Source organism: Rhodopirellula halodulae (assembly GCF_020966775.1).
In the GTDB taxonomy this organism is placed as follows: domain Bacteria; phylum Planctomycetota; class Planctomycetia; order Pirellulales; family Pirellulaceae; genus Rhodopirellula; species Rhodopirellula halodulae.
This window is the reverse complement of sequence record NZ_JAJKFV010000029.1, coordinates 1-23,207: the sequence shown is the minus strand read 5'-3', so window position 1 is coordinate 23,207 and position 23,207 is coordinate 1. Positions and strand designations below refer to the sequence as shown.

The 23,207-nt window shown below is 56.1% G+C and carries 17 protein-coding genes; 12 read left to right on the top strand and 5 right to left on the bottom strand.

What is annotated here, in order from left to right:
• Window positions 1-54: 54 nt before the first annotated feature.
• Window positions 55-1,320 carry a BatD family protein gene (locus LOC70_RS13175; protein ID WP_230254051.1) on the top strand — a complete coding sequence of 422 codons (1,266 nt, stop codon included), beginning with the start codon at window positions 55-57 and terminating at the stop codon, window positions 1,318-1,320.
• A 17-nt stretch (window positions 1,321-1,337) separates the two neighbouring features.
• On the opposite strand, the gene LOC70_RS13170 is transcribed toward LOC70_RS13175, so the two are convergent.
• Window positions 1,338-2,648 carry a carbohydrate porin gene (locus LOC70_RS13170; protein WP_390889067.1) on the bottom strand — a complete coding sequence of 437 codons (1,311 nt, stop codon included), beginning with the start codon at window positions 2,646-2,648 and terminating at the stop codon, window positions 1,338-1,340.
• Window positions 2,649-3,002: 354 nt separating this feature from the next.
• On the opposite strand from LOC70_RS13170, the gene LOC70_RS13165 reads away from it, so the two are divergent.
• The 3 genes from LOC70_RS13165 to LOC70_RS13155 all read left to right on the top strand — a co-directional run bounded on the left by LOC70_RS13165 (window position 3,003) and on the right by LOC70_RS13155 (window position 6,984).
• A complete protein-coding gene (locus LOC70_RS13165) occupies window positions 3,003-4,016 on the top strand; it encodes a YybH family protein (protein ID WP_230254049.1) in 1,014 nt (337 codons plus the stop codon).
• 8 nt (window positions 4,017-4,024) lie between these two features.
• Complete coding sequence (locus LOC70_RS13160) at window positions 4,025-5,968, top strand: mu-protocadherin- cell-suface protein (RefSeq protein ID WP_230254048.1); 1,944 nt, start codon at window positions 4,025-4,027, stop codon at window positions 5,966-5,968.
• 110 nt (window positions 5,969-6,078) lie between these two features.
• Complete coding sequence (locus LOC70_RS13155; RefSeq protein WP_230254047.1) at window positions 6,079-6,984, top strand: hypothetical protein; 906 nt, start codon at window positions 6,079-6,081, stop codon at window positions 6,982-6,984.
• A gap of 57 nt (window positions 6,985-7,041) precedes the next feature.
• On the opposite strand, the gene LOC70_RS13150 is transcribed toward LOC70_RS13155, so the two are convergent.
• The gene (locus LOC70_RS13150) at window positions 7,042-8,565 is read right to left on the bottom strand and encodes a DcaP family trimeric outer membrane transporter (protein ID WP_230254046.1); all 1,524 of its coding nucleotides are present in this window, start codon (window positions 8,563-8,565) and stop codon (window positions 7,042-7,044) included.
• Window positions 8,566-8,789: 224 nt separating this feature from the next.
• On the opposite strand from LOC70_RS13150, the gene LOC70_RS13145 reads away from it, so the two are divergent.
• The 6 genes from LOC70_RS13145 (at window position 8,790) to LOC70_RS13120 (ending at window position 15,006) form a co-directional block, all read left to right on the top strand.
• Window positions 8,790-9,143: a DUF3302 domain-containing protein gene (locus LOC70_RS13145; RefSeq protein ID WP_230254045.1), complete on the top strand. Its 354-nt coding sequence runs from the start codon at window positions 8,790-8,792 to the stop codon at window positions 9,141-9,143.
• A complete protein-coding gene (locus LOC70_RS13140; RefSeq protein ID WP_230254044.1) occupies window positions 9,140-9,319 on the top strand; it encodes a hypothetical protein in 180 nt (59 codons plus the stop codon). Before LOC70_RS13145 ends, LOC70_RS13140 begins: the two co-directional genes overlap by 4 nt.
• On the top strand, window positions 9,316-10,440 hold the full coding sequence (locus LOC70_RS13135; protein WP_230254043.1) for an HlyD family secretion protein: 1,125 nt from the start codon (window positions 9,316-9,318) through the stop codon (window positions 10,438-10,440). Before LOC70_RS13140 ends, LOC70_RS13135 begins: the two co-directional genes overlap by 4 nt.
• Before the next feature lie 54 nt (window positions 10,441-10,494).
• The gene (locus LOC70_RS13130) at window positions 10,495-11,901 is read left to right on the top strand and encodes a hypothetical protein (protein WP_230254042.1); all 1,407 of its coding nucleotides are present in this window, start codon (window positions 10,495-10,497) and stop codon (window positions 11,899-11,901) included.
• 181 nt (window positions 11,902-12,082) lie between these two features.
• Window positions 12,083-13,555, top strand: coding sequence for a cardiolipin synthase (gene cls / locus LOC70_RS13125; protein ID WP_230254041.1), 1,473 nt, complete (start codon window positions 12,083-12,085; stop codon window positions 13,553-13,555).
• A 119-nt stretch (window positions 13,556-13,674) separates the two neighbouring features.
• Window positions 13,675-15,006 (top strand): APC family permease, encoded by a 1,332-nt coding sequence (locus LOC70_RS13120; protein ID WP_230254040.1) that lies wholly within the window; start codon window positions 13,675-13,677, stop codon window positions 15,004-15,006.
• Window positions 15,007-15,018: 12 nt separating this feature from the next.
• On the opposite strand, the gene LOC70_RS13115 is transcribed toward LOC70_RS13120, so the two are convergent.
• On the bottom strand, window positions 15,019-15,738 hold the full coding sequence (locus LOC70_RS13115; protein WP_230254039.1) for a potassium channel family protein: 720 nt from the start codon (window positions 15,736-15,738) through the stop codon (window positions 15,019-15,021).
• A 244-nt stretch (window positions 15,739-15,982) separates the two neighbouring features.
• Between LOC70_RS13115 and LOC70_RS13110 the strand changes: the two genes are divergently transcribed.
• On the top strand, window positions 15,983-17,311 hold the full coding sequence (locus LOC70_RS13110) for an efflux RND transporter periplasmic adaptor subunit (protein WP_230254038.1): 1,329 nt from the start codon (window positions 15,983-15,985) through the stop codon (window positions 17,309-17,311).
• A 65-nt stretch (window positions 17,312-17,376) separates the two neighbouring features.
• Complete coding sequence (locus tag LOC70_RS13105) at window positions 17,377-20,502, top strand: efflux RND transporter permease subunit (protein ID WP_230254037.1); 3,126 nt, start codon at window positions 17,377-17,379, stop codon at window positions 20,500-20,502.
• 17 nt (window positions 20,503-20,519) lie between these two features.
• Here the strand turns inward: LOC70_RS13105 and LOC70_RS13100 are convergent, their stop codons facing one another.
• Both LOC70_RS13100 and LOC70_RS13095 read right to left on the bottom strand, forming a co-directional pair.
• Complete coding sequence (locus LOC70_RS13100; protein ID WP_390889066.1) at window positions 20,520-21,551, bottom strand: AI-2E family transporter; 1,032 nt, start codon at window positions 21,549-21,551, stop codon at window positions 20,520-20,522.
• Between the two features lie 276 nt (window positions 21,552-21,827).
• Window positions 21,828-23,114: a sulfatase-like hydrolase/transferase gene (locus LOC70_RS13095; RefSeq protein WP_315857294.1), complete on the bottom strand. Its 1,287-nt coding sequence runs from the start codon at window positions 23,112-23,114 to the stop codon at window positions 21,828-21,830.
• Window positions 23,115-23,207 lie beyond the last annotated feature (93 nt).

Below are 23,207 nucleotides of genomic sequence, written 5' to 3'. Positions count from 1 at the left end.
CGACGGCTTTCAGCTTCTGCGTTGGCGAGCGTTTTCATTGCGGGTTGGTTGTGCTTGACACCATCGACCGTTTTCTCGGCGGACGACGAAACGCCCCAACCAGTCGAAATCGACGTCCCCAATCCCAAAGCGTGGGTGGGTCAGCGTCTGTCGTTCACCGTGAAGGTCCGTGCGCCCGGGTCCTTTGTCGGGGCAACCTCATTCACCTTGCCGCAGATTTCTCGCGCCGTGATCGTCCAGGTGGGTTCACCCGTCGTCTCCTCCGAGGACGTTGGCGACGAATCCTGGTTCGTTCAAACACACGAATTCGCGTTGTACTCTCAAGCCTCCGGTCAGGTCACCATACCGGCATTTGAGGTTCGTTATTCGAATCGCGACGGCTTCACCGGGCCTTCCACAGATCATTCAGAACAGACCCCAGCAGCCCAGGTCGAGATTCAACGACCACCCGACCAAGCCCCAAACGTTTTCCTGGTCACGACGGACAACATCAAAGTCGAGGAGAAATGGGAACCCAGTCCGGGCAAGGCTCAACAAGGTGACGTGATTCAGCGAGTGATCACTCAAACCGCGGACGAAGTGTCCGGGATGGTACTCGCGCCGCCGCCAAGCAAGGTTCCCGAGGGTGTCCAGGTCTATCTCAAATCCCCCGAAGTCACCGACAACACGGAACGAGGCGAGTTCACGGGACAACGACGCGATACGGTGAAGTACCAGCTTCAGCGATCGGGGCAAATCACCCTGCCCGCGATTCGTTATGTGTGGTGGGATCCAGAGAAAGAAAGCTTCGGATCAACGACCTTGCCCGAAGTCACCTTTGATGTGGCTGCCGCGCCTCAGCCCCATATTGCAGACACCGACAATCAGAATCGAGCCTGGCTTCCGTGGATCATGCTGACGGTTGCGGCCCTGATCGCATTCGCGGCGACTCAGACGCAACGCATCCGAGGCTGTTGGCAAACGCTTCACCGATGGTGGAATCCACCGGAACGTGTCGCGTCCAAAAAACTCATTCAAGCCTGTCAATCGAACAACGCGTCTGCGGCAGAGGCAGCTTGGTCCGAATGGCAAAACGTCACCTCATCAGACCAGAACGTTTCCGCCGAACTCAATCCCGCCGAACTCGATGCCGCCATCATGGAACTGCATCGGTCGCTTTATGGTGGCGACGTCGATTCGAGCTGGAACGGTCAACCGCTGCGTCAGGCTTTTGAGCGATCACGTCAACATGGCTCGGTGGGGCAATTCGGTTCAGTGGGTCAACTCGGATCGGTCGGGGAACGTGTCTCTCGCCCATTGCCACCGCTGAACCCCTTGTGATCGGTCCAGGGATTCGATCAGAACGCGATGTTCATCCGAAGTCCCAACAAATACGCATCGGACACTTGTTCACGAGCTTGATCAATCCATTGGAAATCAGGTGTGACGGAAACGGATTGTGTGAGCTGGGTGCGATAGAAAATTTCAACTCCCTGCGAGTCGCCAATCGGCCCCAAGGCTCCGGTCAACAGCGGCCCAATCTCGTCGCTGGTTCCCGAATAGTAGTAACCAATCCCAAACGTGTCGCCGTCGCGAATGGGGCTTGCTCCACCCAACCCAGCGCTCAGCAAGTAGTTGATCGGGTTGGTGTCATCATCGGCGATTCCGGCGCGAGCAAAGAATCCCCAGTGCCGGCTCGCGTCGCATGGGTCCACCCACAAGGCTTGGTCCATGTTCCAGTAGACGGACCATGAATCCGATGCACGATTGATCGGAATGTTGGGAAGAATGATTCGCGGGTCTTGGCCCAACGAGACGTAGTCTCGGCTACTCCAGGAAGCTCCCAACAGTTGGTGGCCGGGTGTGTTCAGCCAGTTCGTGCCCACACGTGCCTCGGCGGAGATCACAACGCCTTCGCTGAACAACTCATCAAACCCGTCCGAGTCCGCGGTGTCGGTCGGGTTCATCACCAAGAAATTGAATGCCGGATCGCCTTCTTCACCCAAGACGATGAAACCACATCCCAGCGAAGCGTAGGGGACTGATCGCAGAACGATGGGATTGGCAATGAAGGCGACGTTTGAGAATTGAGTGATTCCGCGTCCGCTGGCATAGGCGTTCGTGTCTCCATCGAGCGTGTCGAGCTTCCCCGCGTAGACCGCAAAGCGTTCGGAGAGGAACTGGGTGAACAGAACGTTGGTCAGGTACAAACCTTCGCTTTCGGCGACGGGCAAATCGGCAGCCAGTGTTGGTGGCAAAATCACGCCGGCACTTTCACCGATGGATCTTCCAAATCGGTGTTCGGCTCGCAGTTTCAGGAACAGCCCTTCATGTACACCGAGTTTGCCAAGATCCATGTTGGCAACGTAATCACCATGGCCTCCATAGCGTCCGGTCTCTTCCGTTCCGCCACTGACCGTTCCGAAATAGAACTGGGTCAAGTTGTTCGACAGCGTGATCCCACTATCCGCCAAACACGCACGCAGTTCCTTGCAGAAGCAATCATGCTGTTCACAACTTGGACCACAGCCAACGAGTGAATCACATCCCGCCGAATCACAACCATCTGAATCACATGGCACTGAATCACAGGCTACCGGGGCACAGTCGTCACAAGCGATGATCCCGAATGGGTCACAACCGTCCGCACACCCGTTCCGTTGCCCCATCGCGGGTTGCGTCATCGCAGCCCCAAAGATGAAGAAACAACCCAAAAACCATTGGATGCAATCCGAAACTGTCCTGTGCCCTCGGGTCATTTCGACCACTCCGCTTTCAGAGGTTTGATTCCTTGATCTTGCTGGTCATCGTTCTGTTTTTCGGACGCCACAAAAACGTGATTCGGGCAAAGTCAGCGGTGCAAATCGATTGACCAGGAAAGATTGAATCAGAATCAGAATTTGCGGGTTATTCGCTTTCCGAAGGCAGAAAATTGACCCCGGAGTCTTTAAGATTGGGTGACCGCCGACGGGCATTGGAATTCGCTCGGCCTCCTCTCCCCACGCTGAAAATCGACTCGTCTTATGATCACTGCTTCACAAAAGCTGCTGCAGTCAATCTGCTTGGCAGCAAGCATCGGGCTCATTTGCCCGCCCACGTTTGGACAGGAGACGCCGAATCAAAGCGTCGAGTCTTCGGCAAGTTCGGCGGACGCTGCGGAAGGCAAAGACATCCAAATCGTCCGAGCACACCTGAAACGATACGTCGATGCATTCAACCAGCGTCAGTTCGACACCATCGGTCAACTGTTGGCCAACGACGTCCGATACTCCGACGAGTCAATGAATTTGCAAGCGGCGGGATCCGAACAGCTCATCGCATTGATTCGAAAATCGGTCGAGGCGGAACCGTCCTTGCAACTGGCCGCTGAAATCAATGACGTCCAGCCTCTCGACAACTCGCATGTGATCGTCCGAGGCACCAACACGCTGCAGTCCGAGTCGGAGGCCGATCAAACCTCCGAGTTCGCCGTCACGGTAACACGAATCGCAGCGGATGGCAGCGACGCGAAGTGGCAAATCACCTCCATCGAAGAACAAACGCTTTCAACAGAATCCGAATCACCAATCGAATCTTTGGGTTGGTTGGTCGGAACCTGGAAAGAGGAATCGGACGAGGGTCTGCGGAGCGACATCGCCTTTGTCCCCGGCAATCAATTCCTGCGCCGAACCTTCACCTTCGGTGCCAATGACGAGCCGATCGGTTACGAAATGATCGGCTATGACCCGCGTGCAAATCGCGTTCGTTCCTGGACCTATTTCGCGGACGGAAGTTTCGGCAGCGGGTATTGGGCCGGCGAAGCGGATCATTGGCGTTTGGAAATGACCCAAACTCTTGCCGATGGCGGCGAAGCCACGGGCACCTGCATTGTGCGTCCGATTGATCGCGACACGATGACCGTTCGCATCATCTCACGAACGGTCGATGGTCAACCACTTCCCAATGGCAAAGCCGTCACACTGAAACGCCAGACTTCACCCGACAGCGACATGACCTCCGATCGCGAACCAACGGTTTCCTCAGGAGACAACCAATGAACCATTGCATGAACCGAAACAATTTGTTGCGTTGGATGTCGTCCCGTTGGATCTCAGCCGCCTTGGCCATGTCGCTGGTCATGCTGGTGACGCCTGCCGTCGAAGCCGGTGGTTTCGGTGGTCGTGGTGGCGGCGGTGGTGGTCGCGGCGGAGGAGGCGGACGTTCATTTGGTGGAGGCGGGGCTCGACCCAGCATGGGCGGCGCAAGGCCAAACATGGGCGGCGGAGCAAACTTCAACCGAGGCAACATGGGCGGGAACTTTGGCGGTGCCAATCGAATGCCGACCTCGCGTCCGCAAACCAGCATGCCACATGTTGGCGGTGGAAACTTCAGCCGTCCCAACGTTAGCCAACCGAATATCAACCGTCCGAATTTCAACCGTCCATCGACCGGATTGCCCGGCACCACTCGCCCCAGTCTCCCTGGTGGTTCGACGCGTCCGTCACGTCCCGACATATCGCGGCCGGACCTATCACGTCCCAATCTCGGCACCCCGAACCGTCCCGATCGCCCCAGCACCTTGCCGGGCAATCGGCCGTCTGGAAACCGTCCGTCGGTGGACCGCCCCAACATCAATCGTCCCGGTGGCATGGACCGCCCCAGTCGTCCAGGCGGCTCCGGTGGTTTGAACCGTCCGGGCGGAATCGATCGCCCGTCACGGCCGGGAAGTGGTGGTCGTCCCGACATGCCCGATTTTGGCAAGCTACCCAGCGGCCGACCTTCCGCCGGCGATGTTGGCAACTTCTTGGGCTTGGATGGTCCTCTTCGACCAAGCGGCCCAGGCAATGCCGATCGTCCCAGTCGCGACCGCCCCAATATTGACCGCCCAAACACTGATCGGCCAGATCGCGACCGGCCCAACATCGATCGTCCTGGCGATGGTGACCGACCGGGTCGCCCCGGCGATCGTCCGAATGGACGCCCTGGAGATCGTCCCGGATCGGATCGCCCTAATTTCGATCGTCCTGGTGATCGTCCCGGACTGGATCATCGCCCTGATCCGGGTGACCGCTTGCCGCCGAATCGACGTCCCGACATCAACATCGGCGACGTGAACATCGGCAACAACAACGTCATCAACAACCGACTCGATTGGGCCAACATCGACAACAACCGATTCAACCAAATCAACAATCGCTGGCAAAACCGCTTGGCCAACGTCAGCAATTGGCCGACGATTCCCCCACATCGTTTCGATCACTTCCGCGATTGGGGCAACGATGTGCGTAACCGATGGCGCTATCACCGCCACGATTGCTTCCGACCGAATTGGTGGGGACGTTACCCTTTCCGCTTCTGCGGTTGGCACTATTTCTATTCCTTCCGCTTCTACCCCTACACCTATTGGTGGAGCACGCCGACCTACCCCATGGTCAACAACTGGTTCACCTGGAGCACGCCAACGACCGCACAGCAACCTGTGTACTACGACTACGGCAGCGGTGGAAACGTGACCTACGAAGACAATCGCGTGTACATCGGTGGAGAGGAAGTCGCCTCCACCGAGGAATTCGCCCAATCGGCAGCAGAGCTCGCGACGGTGGAGGCGCCCGCGGATGAACAAACCGCAGAAGAATCCGAATGGCTTCCCCTGGGTACCTTTGCTTTGACCACAGACGCGGATGATGCGGAACCCAACCGAATCGTCCAATTGGCGGTCAATAAAGAAGGCATCGTCTCCGGAACGCTGCACAACGAGAAAACCGGTGAAACGCAGGCCATCCAGGGGCGTGTCGACAAGGACACCCAACGCGTTGCGATGAGAATTGGTGAAAGTGAAGACGTGGTTGCCGAAACGGGCATCTATAATCTGACCCAAGATGAGGCGTCGGTCCTGGTTCATTTTGGAACCGAGACCCAAGACACCTACATGCTCGTGCGACTGCCGAACCCTGAGGATTCGGACGGCTCCGGCGACTCCGCCGACGCTGACTCGGACGATGAAAACTGACACTTTTGTCTGACACTTGCCGCCTGGATCCAGGCGGCGAGGCTCACAATTCACCTCCTTTCCCACGTCTCGATCACATGCTTCGCTCGCTATTCCTCCTTGTGGCTTTGATGGCCACCACTTCCGCCGTCTCCGCCAACCAACGAACTTGGACCAGTGCCAACGGAGCGTACAAGCTCGACGGCGAGATGATCGGGTTCAACGAGACCACCGTGATTCTGAAACGCCGCGGCTCCGGTCGATTGGCAGCGATCGAACTCAAAGAACTGTCCGATGAGGATCAAGCCTTCGTCAAAAAACGATCGGACGCGGATTCCGATCAACGATCCGGCGGCGATCTGGAAATGCACACCTGGACCTCCCGCGATGGATTGAAGATCCGAGCAAAAATTCTCTCCTATGGAAAGAAAACCTACGTTTTGGAACGCAAACTGGGTGCGGTCACCATCGATGGCAAAGCTTTCTCCACCTTTGATCCGCTGCATCAACGGGTCATCTTGCGAGTGCTTTCAACGATCGAGAACACTCCCATGGAAAACGAAGCCGACCTGAAAAAATTCGCGGCCTCGCTCGCTGGAAAACCCAAGTCGTATCCGTTGGAAGGCGTTCTGATTGAACTCGAATCCGGCGACCAAATCGCCGTTCCGTTCTTCATGTTCAGCGAAAAGGATTTGGAAGTTCTTCAGGCGGGATGGGAAAACTGGAAACAGTACAATGAAGACGAAGACGCTCGCGCCCGCGAAGATTTGATGATGCGTTACGAAGCTGCCAACTACCAACAATCCATGGCTCAGCAACAACAGCGTCAACAAATGGAACTCTTGAAGTTCAACATGGCCGCCGTTCGAACCGGGCTGACTCATGTGTGGGAAGTTCAGATCCGCCCCAACCCCGGCGTCTATGGACGCCCCATCAGCGTGATGGTGACGGCTCGCGATAGCCTGACCGCGACGCAGATGGTGCTTCCCAACTATCCGGGTTACTCCACGATCGGAGTTCGCAAAGTCAGCTACTGACTCGACTTTGCTGCCCCACCTTCAGGGCCTCCACTTTCAAGCCCCCTACCGTCGAGGTTACGGCAAATAGAAACCGAAGGTCATCTGCAAGCGTGTCGCATCGGCTCGCTGTGAATTCTGGTTCTCCCGCGTGCCATACAGGTACTCAGCACCGATGAAGACTCTGTCGACAGGATTGTGAATCAAGTTCACGGCGAGATACGTCGTGTCGCGCAAGTTCGATCCTGATTGCCCAGCAATGGGATCCAACGACAACTCGCTGTAGGTCAAGTTGGACGTCCAGCGGTCGCTCCAAATGTGCTTGGTACCGATCATCCAACCAAACATCGGCAGGATCTGCGCGGAGGTCGGTCCGGTTGCCACAACATCGGGCGAGCCCCGGTAGCTTCCGATTCCTTCTCCAAACGTGATCTGCGAATAAACGCGAGTGGCCTCGGACAATCCAAGCGACCCGGTGAAATTGAACCCCCACGCGGTGTCCGTGATGACCGGATCCCCGTTTCGTTGAAATCCGAGTTCACGAATCACCATCGCGGCTTGGAAATCGCCACGTTCGCGTTCCAATTTGACGTGGGTGATGAAGTCCGGCGATTCGGTGCGTCCCTCTCCCATCACGCCCGTTGGGATTTCGATGTCGATCTGCGGATCCTCGAGCGACACGGCCCAAGACAAACCGCTATCACCCAACGGCAAATCCACACGCACCAAACCTTGCCGTCGGTTCACGTTGGAAACGGCACCTTCAAAGTCCAACGTCTGTGGCACCGCCGACGGATGCGTGAACGTTGTCCAAGTCTGACCCGCGGTGAAGTAGCCCATGGTTCCGTACGCATGACGCAGCCTCAACGATCCGTTCGCACCGTCTTCGCCACCAAAGAAGTCCGCTTCGATGAAGGCACGAACGGCTTGCTCGTGGATTCGCCAACGGGTGTCAAAGCTCAAGCGAGATGCCTTCGAATGAAACCGCGAATTTTCGCGGTCCGCAGCACCGACTGCGATCTCGCTGGTGTCAAAAGAATCTTCTGAGTCAATCGGATCGAAATCTGAAATGAAGTCGGCTTTCACAAAGCCACCGATCTTGAGTGCCACCCCGTCGCCTTCGATCACGATCCCCGAATCAAAGTCAGGAAAGACCGTGAAGTTGTTCTGCTTTTGAACTCCCGACGGACGGTCGAACGCTTCGGTCAAAAAAGGCTGGCTCGAACCGTTCCAAGAAACGTTACCCGGTAATGCGTTCCCAGACGAATCACCCACCCAGGCAATCGGCTCCGGATCAGGTATCGACGAAGCAATGATCGGTTCCTCGATCGCAGCCAATTCGCGATCCAACTCTCGAAAGTGGGCCGCCAGCAACGTGTCTTCGCCTGGAACCACGGTCATCGATTGCAACAGGTTTGCAAACGACTCCTCGCCCATGACGTTCGCCTGCCCAAGCAACACCATCGATGCGATGAAAGCCGTCGACCATCGCCCAAACCATTGGCCGGCTAGACGATTTCGCGTTCGTTCCATCGCTTGAAGAATCATTCGTGTGGCAAGGGAAGAGATCGTTCGTTCTCGGTCCAATGATCGCGAATTCATTGAATGACACTGCGATTCAAGTCCGTCTCTGCGCAGAACCCGACCTGGGTTTGTCTTTCTTGGGATCGTCATCAAACAACGTTAAAATTGAACGATATTTCCATATTCGACGATTTTGCCGACAACCAAAGCTTGCGGTGTGATCGCGATTGCTGGTGAGGCGTTCACAGCATCGATAAGATGGCATCCATCAGTGTCTTTGCACTCTCACCCAAGATTCTGCCATGGAATACGGACTGCAATCCGCGGGACCCACGTTGCGAATCATCGCGTTGGTGTTCCTGCTCGTCTTTGTCGCACTGGCCCTGTTGGTGACAGTTGTCCTCGCAGCCCTGCCGGGTCAGATCGCCAAGCGACGTCAACACGCTTACGCGGACGCCGTTAACATCGCGGGATGGCTGGGGCTTCCGACCGGGATCGTTTGGGTGCTGGCCATGGTTTGGGCACACATGAGTCCCAAACCCACGCCACAAAGCAAACACTCGCAAATCGATCCGTTGCAATTGGAAACACAGATCCAAAGTCTCGAAGCGTTGGTCGATTCAATGGAAGCCTCTGGTCAAGGAGCCAAATCATGATCCCAGCTTTGGTCAGTTGTGTCTTCGTGATCTATCTCTACCGAAGCTTGAACGCACCCGAAACACCGATTGGTCACGAAGAGCGTTCCGCTGACGACCTGAATCAGCGTCTCTCACATCTTCAATCGCGAATGGAAAAACTTGCGAGTTCCGCCAACACCGAGGACGCGACATGAGCTGGATTCTTGGTGGTCTTTATTGCGGAGCGGTCTGGCTGATTTTCGCGAAGTTCAAACTGTTGCGTTTGACGCTTCCGCTCGCCGTGTTCCTTGCTTCGGTGGGGCCGGGGTTGATCATCGCCCTGCTCTTTTGCGCCCAATACTTTCACCCCTACACCAAACACGCCATTGTGATCGCACAGATTGATCCGATCACAGCTCAACTCTCGACCAACGGCCGCATTCAAGAAGTCTTCGTTTCGGCCAATGATCCGGTTAAGAAAGGCGACGTACTCTTCACAGTGGATCCCGTTCCCTATGAGAACGCAGTCCAACTCGCTCAAGCCAATCTGACTCAGGCGAAACAGAGTATCGAACTATCGGAGTCAACGGTCGAACTTGCCAAAGCGACCCTGGATCGCGCCACGGCCGATTTGCGATATGCCACCAATGACCGCGATCGATATCGCAAGCTGCGAGAGTCCGGTGGAGCCAGCCAAGATGAATTGGAACGGGCCGAGACTCAGTTTCAACAAGCCGACGCCGCCCTCACGCAAGCCGAGCAATCACTCAAACAAGCCCAGATATCTGTCGGTGTGGCACAGGCCAAACAATCCCAAGCGGAAACCTCCCTTGCCAACGCGGAATACGACTTGGAACAAACCACGGTCCGAGCTCCGGCCGATGGCTACGTGACCAATCTCCAAGTCCATCCCGGCATGTTGCTGGGTCCCGCAACGGGTCCCGTCATGTCTTTCATTCGCGATTTTGATCAGGAGCACGACGGCATCGTCGTGGCACTCTTCACGGAGAAAAACTTCCTGCGGATCCAACCGAATCAGTACGCGGAACTGGCGATGGACGCCTATCCAGGTGAAATTCTCACCGGGCGAGTTCTTAACGCGATCAACGTTTCCGGGAAGGGGCAGCTCACCGCCGGCGGTGTCGTTCCCAGTTCGGTCTCAGATGGAAAACCATCGCAATTTGCGGTGCGAATCCGCTTGGACGACCCCGAATCTTACCCCATGCCCGGCGGTGCACAGGGCCAAGCCGCGGTTTATACTGGCGACGTTCAAATTGCCGGAATTCCGATCATGTTTGTCATCCGGGCAAATAGTTGGATGAACTATGTCTTCTAGCTCTCCGCGGTTCTCTCTACCGACTCACAACCTTTGATGAAGCCAGCCAATCTTATGCGAACCCTCCTCTCATTGGCCATTGCAGCCACCGTTGCCCTTTCTTCATCAATCATTCACGCGGAAGAGAAAGAGAAGATCGAATTGCTTCTCGATCGATCGCCCGCCCCTGGCAACGCCATTGGCTACGTCAATGTGCCCGCCCTTCACAAGCTGATGAAAGACGCGGGGTTCTCTCCCGCGGCGGCTTCATCCGTCAAAGAAGTTTGGCTCCTGGCGGATCTCGATTTGGGCAACCTGCGTCCTAAGTGGGAAGCTGGCTACGCAATCGTCAACAAACCGGTCGATGCAAAGAAACTGGCTGATCACTTGGGTGGTTACGTCGACGAGGTGGTCAATCGCGAAGTCGTCCACGCACCCAATCAAACCTATTTCCTTCCCGGCACTGACCATCCCGATCGATTGGGCATCCTTCGCCCCACCGACCGTTCGTTGTTGGCTGGCTGGCTGACTCCCGTGATCGACGTGAAGTACACGCCGTTTTTGACGGCACACGCGAAACAGCCCGAGGCTTACCTTTCGTTCATGTTGGCCGTTGACATGGCCAACGTCTTGTCACCGGTTCCGTTGAAAACACGGCTGGAAGGATTGGAGTCGCTCAAATCAAACTCTCCTGAATCAATTGCCAAAATCCTGGCGTCAGTAGAGGGTTTCAGCATCATCGTTGGCCGTCGAAGTTTGAACGAATGCATCGTGAAGTTCGAGTTCAGCCAATCGCCATCCGCCCTCAAACTCATCGCTCCTGAGTTGCTTGCGGAAATCTTGCGTCGCAACGGAACAGATGCTCCGGAGGTCAAGCAGTGGAAGGTCTCGGTGGATGGCAATGCTCTGTCGCTGCAGGGCCCAATCACTCAAGCCAGCTTGAGCAGCCTGATGGGAATCTTCAGCTTGCAAAGCCAAGCCGAACGTGCAGCCGGTCGAGCGAACTTGACCGAACAAACCGAAGAGCAACGGATGGCTTACGAGTCCAAGTACTACTTCGATCAAATCAACAACATCATCGAGCACACACGCGACCACAAATCGCAAACCGCCGGCGCCATGGCCAAATGGAGCGACCAGCGTGCTCGCCAAATTGACGAATTGGGAACTTTGAATGTCGACCCCGACATGATCCAGTACGGAACCAACGTCTCCGAATTGCTTCGCGGGAATGCGTTGACAGTTCGCAAAACCAACATCAAGGCTGGTCAGGTGAAAGCCAGTCAAAGCTTGGACACCGGGTACTACAACGACGGCTACGGGTACTACAATACCAACAGCGTGACCGACTATCAGCGCGTCACCAGCGCGATCGCCCAGGGCAACGCCTACGGAAACTACCGCGAAGCCCTCAACCAAATCGACAAACTGACCGCGGCAATCCGCCGCGACATGACTCAGAAATACCAAGTTCAATTCTGAGTCGTCACCCGACTTCGAGTCGACCATCCTCAAAGCCAAGCGTTGGATCCTTTAAGATTCATCGCTTGGCTTTTTGCTTTGGCAATCTGCCTTTCATGATCGATGCTCTGTCCGTTTGGCTGCCAGATGCCGACCTCGATCTTTGCACGACCATTCCTCACAGGAGCGATCAACGCTCGCCATGAATCTTGAAAAGTACTTTCAATTCCACGTGGATGCGATCTCGATCGGTTTGGTCATTCATGTCGCCATCGAGGTCGTCACGCTCACTCGTGTCATGACCCGACCGCATCGCGAACCAGCTTCCCGAATCGCGTGGGTCACGATCATTGCGGCGATTCCCTTCTTGGGAGTCTTTCTCTATTTCCTCTTCGGTGAAACCAACATCGGCAGCCGTCGCATGCAGCGTATGAAGGGTGTGATGGAACGCCTACCATCCATGCCTGAAATCAACGCGGACGAATCGCGGCACACGTTGGCCAATGTTCCGGATCGATACCAGCACCTGTTTCGAATGGGCGAGTCCGTCAATGGCTTCGAAGCCTTGGGTGGCAATCGAGGCGTTCTGATGAAGGATTCCAACGACACGATCGAATCGATCGTCAATGACATTGACCATGCAACCGATCATGTTCATTTGTTGTTTTACATTTGGCTGCCTGACAACAATGGAACTCGAATCAAAGATGCATTGATCCGAGCAGCCAAACGCGGTGTGCGCTGCCGAGCCATGGCGGATGATTTGGGATCTCGCGGGATCATCCGGTCACAACACTGGCAGCAAATGCGTGAAGCCGGGGTGCATCTATCTCGTGCTCTTCCCATCGGCAACTTGGTGCTGAGAGCGTTGCGAGGCCGGATCGATTTGCGCAACCACCGCAAGATTGTGGTGATCGATGGCAGCATCACGTACTGCGGCAGCCAAAACTGCGCGGACCCCGAGTTCCGGGTCAAACCAAAGTACGCGCCTTGGGTGGATGCGATGATTCGATTCGAAGGCCCGGTGGTTCGGCAAAATCAACAGCTCTTCATCGCGGATTGGATGGCCGGCGAAGACGACGATCTGACCTGCTTATTGGAAGGCCCACTGCCGAACATTGGAATGGGCTTCCCCGCTCAAGTGATTGGAACGGGGCCGACCGTTCGCAACTCAGCCATGCCGGAGGTGTTCGAAACGCTTTTTCATACCGCTCGTCGAAAACTGACAATCACCTCGCCGTACTATGTTCCGAACGAATCCATGCAACAAGCTCTTTGTGCCGCAGCGTGGCGAGGCGTGGAAACCAATTTGATCCTTCCCGCTCGAAATGACTCACGGATCGTCGGCGGTGCCAGTCGCAGTTACTACGCGGGGCTACTGGAATCAGGAATCCAGATCCATGAGTACACCAAGGGGCTGCTGCACACCAAATCCGTCACCGTCGACGACGAGATCACCTTGATCGGATCCGCCAACATGGACCGACGCAGCTTTGACCTGAACTATGAAAACAACATCCTGTTCTACGATCCGAAATTGACCGGCGATGTTTATCAAAGACAGCAGGAATACCTCGCGGACTCACAACCGGTCACGGCCGAGCAGGTTCAATCCTGGAGCCTTCCGCAGCGTTTGTGGAACAACGTCCTGGCCACCCTCGGACCGGTGCTTTGATCAGCCGATACCTCAAACCGACCACTCACTCGAATCCAACAGGACAGTGATCCAACCGGACAATTGAATTACATTGTCCTCGCAGATGGCCTCAAACATTCACCCAAGAAAGCAGTCGATTGAGCGGGAAATACGGATTTTGGACACTCGCGTTCCTGGTCATCGCCAACATGATCGGTGCGGGCGTGTTCACGACGTCCGGGTACTCGCTCGCGGATTTGGGCTCGCCCGATCGAGTTCTCTGGGCTTGGTTTGCCGGAGGCGTGATCGCACTGATGGGGGCGATCAGCTATGCCATGTTGATTCGAGTGATGCCGCAGTCCGGCGGTGAGTACCTCTTTCTCTCGCGAGCCGCCCATCCGCTGCTGGGTTACATCGCCGGTTGGGTCTCGCTCATTGCTGGCTTCTCCGGTGCCATCGCTTTCGCCGCAACTGCCCTGGAAGGCTACCTTGTGCCCGACAGCCTTCGCCCGGAATGGATGCCTGCGGGAATTGTCACCGTCATGGCGATCGTCTTGGCGGGCTTTTTTCACGGAATGCACCCGCGATTTGGTGCCGCGACTCAGAACATCGCGGTGAGCGTCAAACTCGTGTTGCTCGCGGTCATCTTGATCGTCGCCGCTTATCAATGGTCGCAGGGCAACCTTGCTACTCAGGGTAGCACACCCGAAGTTGAATCTGCCGAAACGAGCACCTGGGCGCAATGGTCCGCGTTTGCAGGCAGTCTGGTTTGGATCTCTTTGAGCTACTCAGGATTCAACGCGGCGGTGTATGTCGCGGATGAAGTGATCGATCCCAAACGAGTCGTGCCTCGCGCATTGGTAGCAGGAACGATCGCAACCACGCTGCTCTACCTGCTGCTCAATGCGGTGTTTGTTTATGCACCACCTGCGGCCAGCATCGTGGGGAACGCCGACGTGGCCGCGATTGCCGCGGAAAGCCTGGGTGGCAACGGGCTAGCCAACTTCGTTCGTTGGACCATCGCTCTCTGTTTGCTCACATCCGTTTTCAGCATGATGATGGCGGCTCCACGGGTGTACGCGAAAATGGCGGACGATGGCATGTTGCCGGCATGGATGCGGTTCCAAGGGGAAGCTCCCTTTGCCGCGACGGCGGTGCAAGTGGTCTTGGCGGTGATACTCGTATTGATCTCCGACTTGCAAGGACTGCTGTCCTACTTGGGGCTAACACTCTCGCTCACCGCGGCTTGCTCGGTTTGCTGCCTGTTCCTACCGTCCGTTCGCAACTCCGAGCGTGCCGCCCCCAAAATTTGGCTCTTCGCCCCTGCGTTCTTTGTGCTGGCGACCTTGGTTTCCGCCTTCATCATGACCGCGAATGATCCAACACAATTATTCGCGACGGGAATCACCTTCTTGGTCGGTGGCACCATGTATGTCTTGACCACGCAAAGCCGAACTCCATCGACGCCGCCCGATCCAGGCAATTCCTGACCGGAAATCCACTCAGCTTTCCGATTCGACGAGCTTGTCTCGCTCGGGCTCTTTCTGATGCTGCGCCACCTGCATCCCGACCATGCGTGCGATCACGATGGCAATGTAGAGCTGACCCAGCATCGCTTCGAGTAACGCCATCGTTTTGGCCGGCCGAGACTCCGGCACGATGTCTCCGTAGCCCAACGTGGTCAACGTCACGTTGCTGAAATAGATGAATTCACTCAACAATCGTGAATTGCTCTGCGACTCCGCATCCGCATTGGCGATTCGGAACGACCCCGGTTCAATTAACTCAATGAGGGTATAGAAGAACGCCCATAGGAGTCCGAGCAAGAAATAGATCGAGACCGCACCGATGATTCGGCGTGCGTCCACCGGACCACGGCTGAACACACTCTGACCAACGGTGAACGTCAAGACAGCAAAGACGCTGGCAAAACAGGTGTCCCCAATGGCCGAAAACCAGAAACTCCCGACCGAGTCGTTCACCCAGCTGATCGCATAGGCCACTGCACCAAGCGCCAACGTCATATACATGCGCCAAGTGGATTCCGACAACGCTCGGATTGCCGACAACACCACCAAGAAAAACAAACCGTTGAAAAACGCCCGGTGAAGCTGATTGTCTGGCGACAACCAAGACTGAATGAAGATCAGTCCCACCAAGGCAATCAACAGCTCGGCATGAGTCGATCGCGATCGATTCTTCAGGGGTGACTCAGGCTTCATATTGCAATCATTCGCATTCGATCACTCGGGTGAAGACTTCCCTTCACCAACATTGGATACAGTGCTTTCGTCCTTCGCTGTTGAATCCAATCTCGACAGGCAAAGCCACGTCAAACCAAAATCTTTGACTGTCCATTGACGGTGATGGTGTACCATAGAAACTGATCAGTCGGCGGGCCACCCTTTGTCACTTCTTCTGACAACGGTGATGACACGATCTCTTTCTCCCGCCGAGCCATCTGTGATGAAACCATTCTCACACCGTCCCCTGCCTTGCATGAACCTTTCTTCACACGCCGTCGCCGGTACTCTGGTCGTCTTGACCCTGGTGGGTTGCTCATCCACATCCAATGAGTACCAAGCCCCGCCACCACCCGAAGTCACCACTGCCAAACCAGTGCTGCAAACGCTGACCATTTTCATTGAAGAAAACGGCGAAACGGAAGCGGTCGAGCAAGCCGACGTCCGAGCGCGAGTGGGCGGCTTCGTTCAGGGAATCTCCTTCGCACCCGGTCAGTTGGTCGAGAAAGACCAAGAGCTTTACAAAATCGAGCCCGACACCTACCAAGCCAATCGCAATGCCGCCGACGCGACCGTTCAAGCTGCGGAAGCTGCGATCCAAGTCAGCGAAGCCTCGCTGGCTTCCGCGCTGGCCTCCGTGCAAAAAGCGGAAAACGATCTCAAACGCGAACGGCAACTCGAAGCCTCCAACGCCGGCTCACAAGCGTCCCTGGACGCCGCACTCGCCGCGAGAGATTCCAGCCAAGCCGAAGCCAAAGCGGCCGAGGCCAACATCGAAGCCGACAAAGCCAAACTGTTGCAGGCCAAAGCCCAACTGGCTCAAGCCGAATTGGACCTGGAATACACGATCGTTCGTGCTCCCATTGACGGCCGGGTCTCCAAAACGGAGATCAAACTTGGCAACCTCGTGCAGGTCGGTAGCACACTCGCTTCCGTCGTCGATCAACGAACCATCTTCGCCAACTTCAGCATCAGCGATCGCAAGTTGCTGGAACTGGTCGAAGCAAGACCTGAAACGGAAGAACCTGCTGACTCACCCGAAGACTGGTCCAAAATCCCGGTCTATCTGCAACGTGACGGCGACAGCACTCAGTGGATGAGTGGCAACCTGGACTATGTCGACCAACGCGGGATCGATCAACGAACGGGCACCTTCGGATTGCGAGCCGTGTTTGACAACGAAGACGGCAAACTCCTGCCCGGCATGTTCGTGATCATTCGGTTGCCGGTTCGACAGATTGAAAATGCTGTGCTGATTCCCGAACGAGCCATCGTTCGCAACCAAACGGGTTCCTACCTGATGCTCGTTGACGGTGACAACCAAATCGAACAACGCGAAATCAGTGTTGGTCAAACACTGGACGGATGGGCGTTGGTTCGCGACGGACTGGAAGCGGACGAGACCTTTGTGCTGGACGGATTGCAGCGAGCACGCCCCGGCAGCAAGGTCTCGCCAACGATCACTGAACTGTCGACAGAAGACAGTCCCATGCTGAAAGCGGCGATTGATTCCTCCGTCGACGATGCACCTCCGACGGAGACCGAAGATTGATTCCCTCGGAATCCATCTGTCTCATCACCACGCCCGGCCTCCGTTTGCAACTTGCCGACTGAATCATGTCACGCTTTTTCATCTATCGCCCGATCTTTGCCACGGTCATCTCGATTGTGATCGTGATCGCTGGAGCGGTGTCTTTCTTTGGCCTGCCCATCGAAAAGTTCCCTCCGATCACGCCACCGACGGTACAAGTCACCGCGATCTATCCCGGTGCGAACGCTCGCACCGTTGCTGAAACCGTCGCCGCACCGATCGAACAAGCGGTCAATGGCGTCGAGGGCATGATTTACATGTCGTCCACCAGCACCAACGAAGGTCTGTACACGCTGACCGTCACTTTCGAGCTGGGAATGGATTTGGACATTGCGTCGGTCCTGGTTCAGAACTTGGTCGGCAGTGCGGAAGCCAGCCTGCCACAGGAAGTCCGAGCGCAAGGCGTCACCACCAAGAAGCGATCCACACAAACGCTGCAGTTCCTCGCGCTCACCTCGCCCGGCGGATCGCGAGACGGATTGTTTCTCAGCAACTTTTCGCTCGACATCCGAGATGAAATCAGTCGCGTCAAAGGCGTCGGAGACGTTCAAACGTTTGGCGACGGCGACTACAGCATGCGAGTCTGGCTAGATCCTCGTCGATTGAAACTTCGAGGGCTGACCACCCAAGACGTCGTGTCCGTGATTCAAGAACAAAACGTCCAGGTCGCCGCGGGACAAATTGGCGCCCCTCCTGCGGAGTCCGGCACAGCCTTTCAATTCTCGGTCAACACGCAAGGCCGATTCAACACGGTCGAACAATTCGAGAACATCATCGTTCGCGCCGGTGAAAATGGTGAGGTGCTGCACCTGGGCGATCTGGCTCGCGTTGAACTGGGGGCCGAAAGCTACACCTATTCCAGCACGTACACAGAAGACAACGCTGCCACGCTGGCGATCTACCAATTGCCTGGGGCCAACGCTCTTGAAACCGCCGATGCGATTCGCCGGAAGATGGACGAACTCCGTTCGGCGGCGAACTGGCCCGATGATGTCGAGGCCGAAGTCGCCTACGACGCGACCGCGTTTGTGACCGCGTCCATTTCCGAGGTTTACAAAACCCTGGGTACAGCGGTCGTACTGGTGGTCCTCGTGATCTTCATCTTCCTGCAAGACTGGCGGGCCACCATCGTCCCCGTTGTCGCCATTCCGGTCTCGTTGATCGGTACCTTCGCGATCATGTCAGGCATTGGCTTTTCACTCAACATGCTTTCGTTGTTTGGGATTGTCTTGGCCATCGGCATCGTGGTCGACGATGCGATCGTTGTCGTCGAAAATGTTTCCCGACACATTGCCGATGGGTTGAGCAGCCGCGACGCGGCGGTGAAGGCGATGTCCGAAATTACCGGCCCCGTCATCGCGACCACCTTGGTTCTGCTGGCCGTGTTCGTGCCGTGTGCGTTCATGCCGGGAATCACGGGGGAACTGTTCCGGCAATTTGCGTTGACGATCTCGGCCTCGGTGATCATCAGCACAATCAACGCGTTGACGCTCAGTCCCGCGTTGTGTGCGATTTTCCTTCGGCCACCCAAGGAAGCCTCCTTCGTTGGCTTCAAACTTTTCAACCGTTTCTTCGAACGAACCACATCCGTTTACGGTTCGGCCGTGACGCGTTTGGTCCGATTGACCTTCATTGTTTCGGTGGCGTCCATTGCACTGGTGGGAGCCACCGGGTGGATCCTGACTCAACTTCCCACCGGTTTCGTTCCAGATGAGGATCAAGGCGTGCTGTTCGTCAACGTGCAGCTGCCGGACGCCGCGAGCAAAGAACGCACCGACGAAGTGATCCACAGTCTGGACGAAGTCTTTCGCGAAACGCCGGGTGTGCGTGATTGGTTGTCGATCACCGGATACTCGTTGCTCGGTGGCAACGGCGGTTCGAACGTCGGCTTCTCCGTTCTGATTCTCAAACCATGGGATGAACGCGATCCGGAAGCCGAAAGCGTTGTTGCAATTCAGCAGCGGCTGCAAAAAGAATTCGCGAAGGAAAAACGTGCCATCCTGTTCACGTTTTCGCCGCCACCCATCGACGGTCTCGGTACCGCGGGCGGTTTCCAAATGGAAGTGCAAGATCGCGGTAGCAACGGCTATCTCGCTCTGCAAAACGCGACGGAAGAGTTGGTCGCGAACGCCTCGGGACAATCCAGCTTGGCCGCCCTGAACACCTCCTTCCGAGCCACGGTGCCGCAACTCTACGTGGACGTGGATCGCGCAAAGGCGAAGACGATGGACGTTCCGCTAAGCGGCGTTTTCGCAACCCTGCAAGCCTCGCTCGGATCGGCTTACATCAATGACTTCACACTCAACAACCGTTCCTATCAAGTCCGTGTCCAGGCGGAGTCACCTTTCCGCCGAAAGTCCGAAGACATCACTCAACTGGATGTCCGTGACAACAGTGGGAACATGATTCCGCTGGGTTCGATCGTCACCGTTCGCGACGATTACGGCCCGGACGTCGTGCGCCGCTACAACATGTATCCCAGTGCCGCCGTCAATGGTTCCGCCGCCCCAGGAATCAGTTCAGGGACCGCGCTCACATTGATGGAACAAACCGCCACCCAAACCTTGCCCGCGTCCTTCTCTTACGAATGGACGGGCATGTCTTTCCAAGAAAAGCAGGCTTCGGGTGGGCAGTACTTCATCTTCGCATTGGCAATCTTATTCGTCTTCTTGGTGCTTGCCGCACAGTACGAAAGTTGGACCAGCCCCGCCGCCGTGATCGCGGTGGTGCCTTTGGCGGCGTTGGGGGTTGCTCTGTCCCTGATGCTGCGAGGCAGCGACAACAACACCTACACGCAGATCGGAATCGTGCTGCTCGTCGCTTTGGCCAGTAAGAACGCGATCTTGATTGTCGAATTTGCATCGGAACAACGCGACGCCGGCCTCTCTCCTCGCGATGCCGCCACGGAAGCCGCCAAGCTTCGCTTTCGAGCCATCTTGATGACGGCTTTCTCATCCATCCTCGGATTCCTCCCATTGCTTGTCGCAACGGGTGCCGGAGCTGCCAGTCGCCAGGCCGTCGGAACCGCGGTCGTTGGCGGAATGGTCGCGGCAACCATTTTCGCGTTGCTACTCGTCCCGACCTTCTTCGTTGTCTTTCGGACACTGTCGGAATGGTTCTCGCCGAAGCCCGATGCCGAAAGCAACGACTAGGTTCGTCAACGTTCCGTTCAGGTCGCGTTCACGCTCGGGCTTTCTCCCATCCGGCCCGCCATCATCTGTGCCACGGGCCGAGTGACTTCCATGCGGTCCAACGCGATTTTGATCGCGGCGGTGATCGGCGTCGCGAGGAACATCCCGGTGATGCCCCAAAGCGTGCCCCAGAACATCAGCGCGAGCAAAATCACCACCGGATGCAAATCAGCCGAATTGCCCATCAACTTTGGCTCGACCAAATTGCCACTGGCAACCTGAATGGAACAAGTCACAACAATGGCACTGATCATCCAGGCCATCGAACCATCGGGGTGCAACAAGATGAACGGCAATGGCAACAGACTTGCCAGGATCGGACCAATGTTGGGAATGTAGTTCAGCAAAAACGCCAACAACCCAAACGTCAGCGCCATCGGAACACCAAACAACCACAACGCGAATCCAAACACGATACCGGTCGCCAGCGAGATCATGGTTTTGACAAACAAATACGATCTGACTTGTCGATCAACCTGATACGCCAACGTGTTCTCGCCATAACCGCTGAGATTTCCCAGCAACAGGAAGAAGACGTAAATCAAAATCACGATGCTGGTGGATCCCAACTGGAACAGTTCACTCGACAACGTCGCCACCGCGTCTCGCAAAAAGGTCTCGAGCTGCGCCCGCAAGTCAGCCGCCGCATTGGCCAGCAGTTCGTCCGGCTCGGATTGCGTGGCGGAAACGACCGGTGGATGTTCGACGTTGACCAGATCCGCAACGGCTGCCTCTGATCGTTCCGATACTTCGCTTTGGTCGAACCGCTCAGTCACGTTGTCATGCAACCATTCCTCGGCGTTTGACACTATCTCGGACACACGCATCCGGTAAAGCTTGCCCTCTTCTGACAACTGGGCGATCGACAACCAAATGCTCATCCCCACCAACAGCGTTCCGCCGATTGCCAACGCGAACGTCACACCCGCGGCTACCAACCGATTGACATTCAGCCGAGCCTGCATGAAATCCAAAATCGGCGTGATCCCACTGACGATGAACAACGCCACCACCAACGGAATGAGCACCGACCGCAACCAATAAACCGCCGCCATCAAAGCAATCGCCGTCAGGATCAACAAACAAGCGTCTTGCACCGAATTGCGAATCGGACGACCGGATTCACTCGGTTCAACTTCCGAAGGATGGCTCATGACGCTGTCTCACAGGTGCGACGAAGTGGCAAGCACAACTGAAGCCCATTACACGACCGACTTCAGGGTGATGGTCGGGACTATAACAAAACAGTGTTTCGTTCATCAGGCAGCTCGCTCGCGATCGCAAACTCAGTGAGCCGCGGTCTCCGTCATCACGGACTCCGCCATCTCGATCCGGGTCTGCAACCTGCTTCGCAACTCCTTCCGCACCGCTTCATATTGCGGGTCTCCACTAACATTCACCTGATGCAACGGATCCTTGACTCGGTCGATCAGCAACTCATTTTTTCCGGACGCATCTGAATCGCCACGCCATCGAACGTAATAGTGGTCCTGACTCGTCAACGCATCGCCCGGTCCGAAACGAGTGTAGGCATCTTCGCGATGAACCGCCTGCGGATCGTTCAAGACTGAAGCAAAACTCTTTCCGTGAATGGGCTCCTCCACTCGGATGCCCGCCATTTCGCACAGGGTTGGATGCACATCAACAAATTCGACATGCGTCGGAATCGAGGCATTTTTCGCGATTCCAGGTCCACGCATCCACATGGCAGTCCGTAGTGCGGGATGTAGCAATTGATTCTTGGCCCACGAATTGTGCTCGCCAAGTAGCCATCCATGATCGCCCAACACGACCACGATCGTGCTTTTATCCAGTCCGAGCGTTTCCATCTTGGCGAAGACTCGTCCCATCAAGTCGTCTGCATGAGACACGGACGCGTAATAGCCCTGTCGCATTCGCCGATGGTATTCATCGCTGTTGTATTTCACCTCCCGTGAAAGATCCAACGTCATCGGCACGTACGCAAATTGTTCCTTCACCAATCGGAATCTTTCCGGGATCGGTTTGGGCAGCTCGCGATGCTCCGCGAGCTCAATCTGTTTCAGTGGGTAACGACGGTAAGTCTCCACCGGTGAGTAAAACGGCATGTGAGGCTTCGCCAATCCACACGCGATGAAAAATGGCTGATCGCCCTGCGCCAACCGTTCCAAATCGGCCATCGTCTTGGATGCGATCTGACCATCGTGCGTCTGCATCGCATTCACATCGCCCGCTTCCCACATCGGGACCTTCTTCTTTCGTTCGTCTGCATTCTTTCCGCGAATGGTTTTCATTCGCTCTTGTTTCCACTGTTTGGTGGCCTCGTTGTAAAACGTCCGCCCGTTGGTGCCGGGACGCCACGCCGGTTCGCTCCAGGAACGATGCTCGGTGTCCTTTTTGTGATGAAACACCTTGCCGTTGCTGATCGTGACGTAGCCCGCCTCTTTGAAACGCTGCGGCAACGTTTTCACATCCTTCGCGTCGCGTTCCGCCCAAGTCAGGAAGTTCGGAAAGCGTTCTTCCGTCGGATACAGCGACGTGAACAGACTGGCCCGAGATGCCCCGCAGGTTGGGACTTGGCAGTAAGAGCCTATCCGGAAACCGATTCAGGTTGTAAGTCGATATTTGAACGGAGGTTGGTCGCCAGCGGGTGCAAGTCTTCGGAGCATCCGTCCGATTGATGCGAT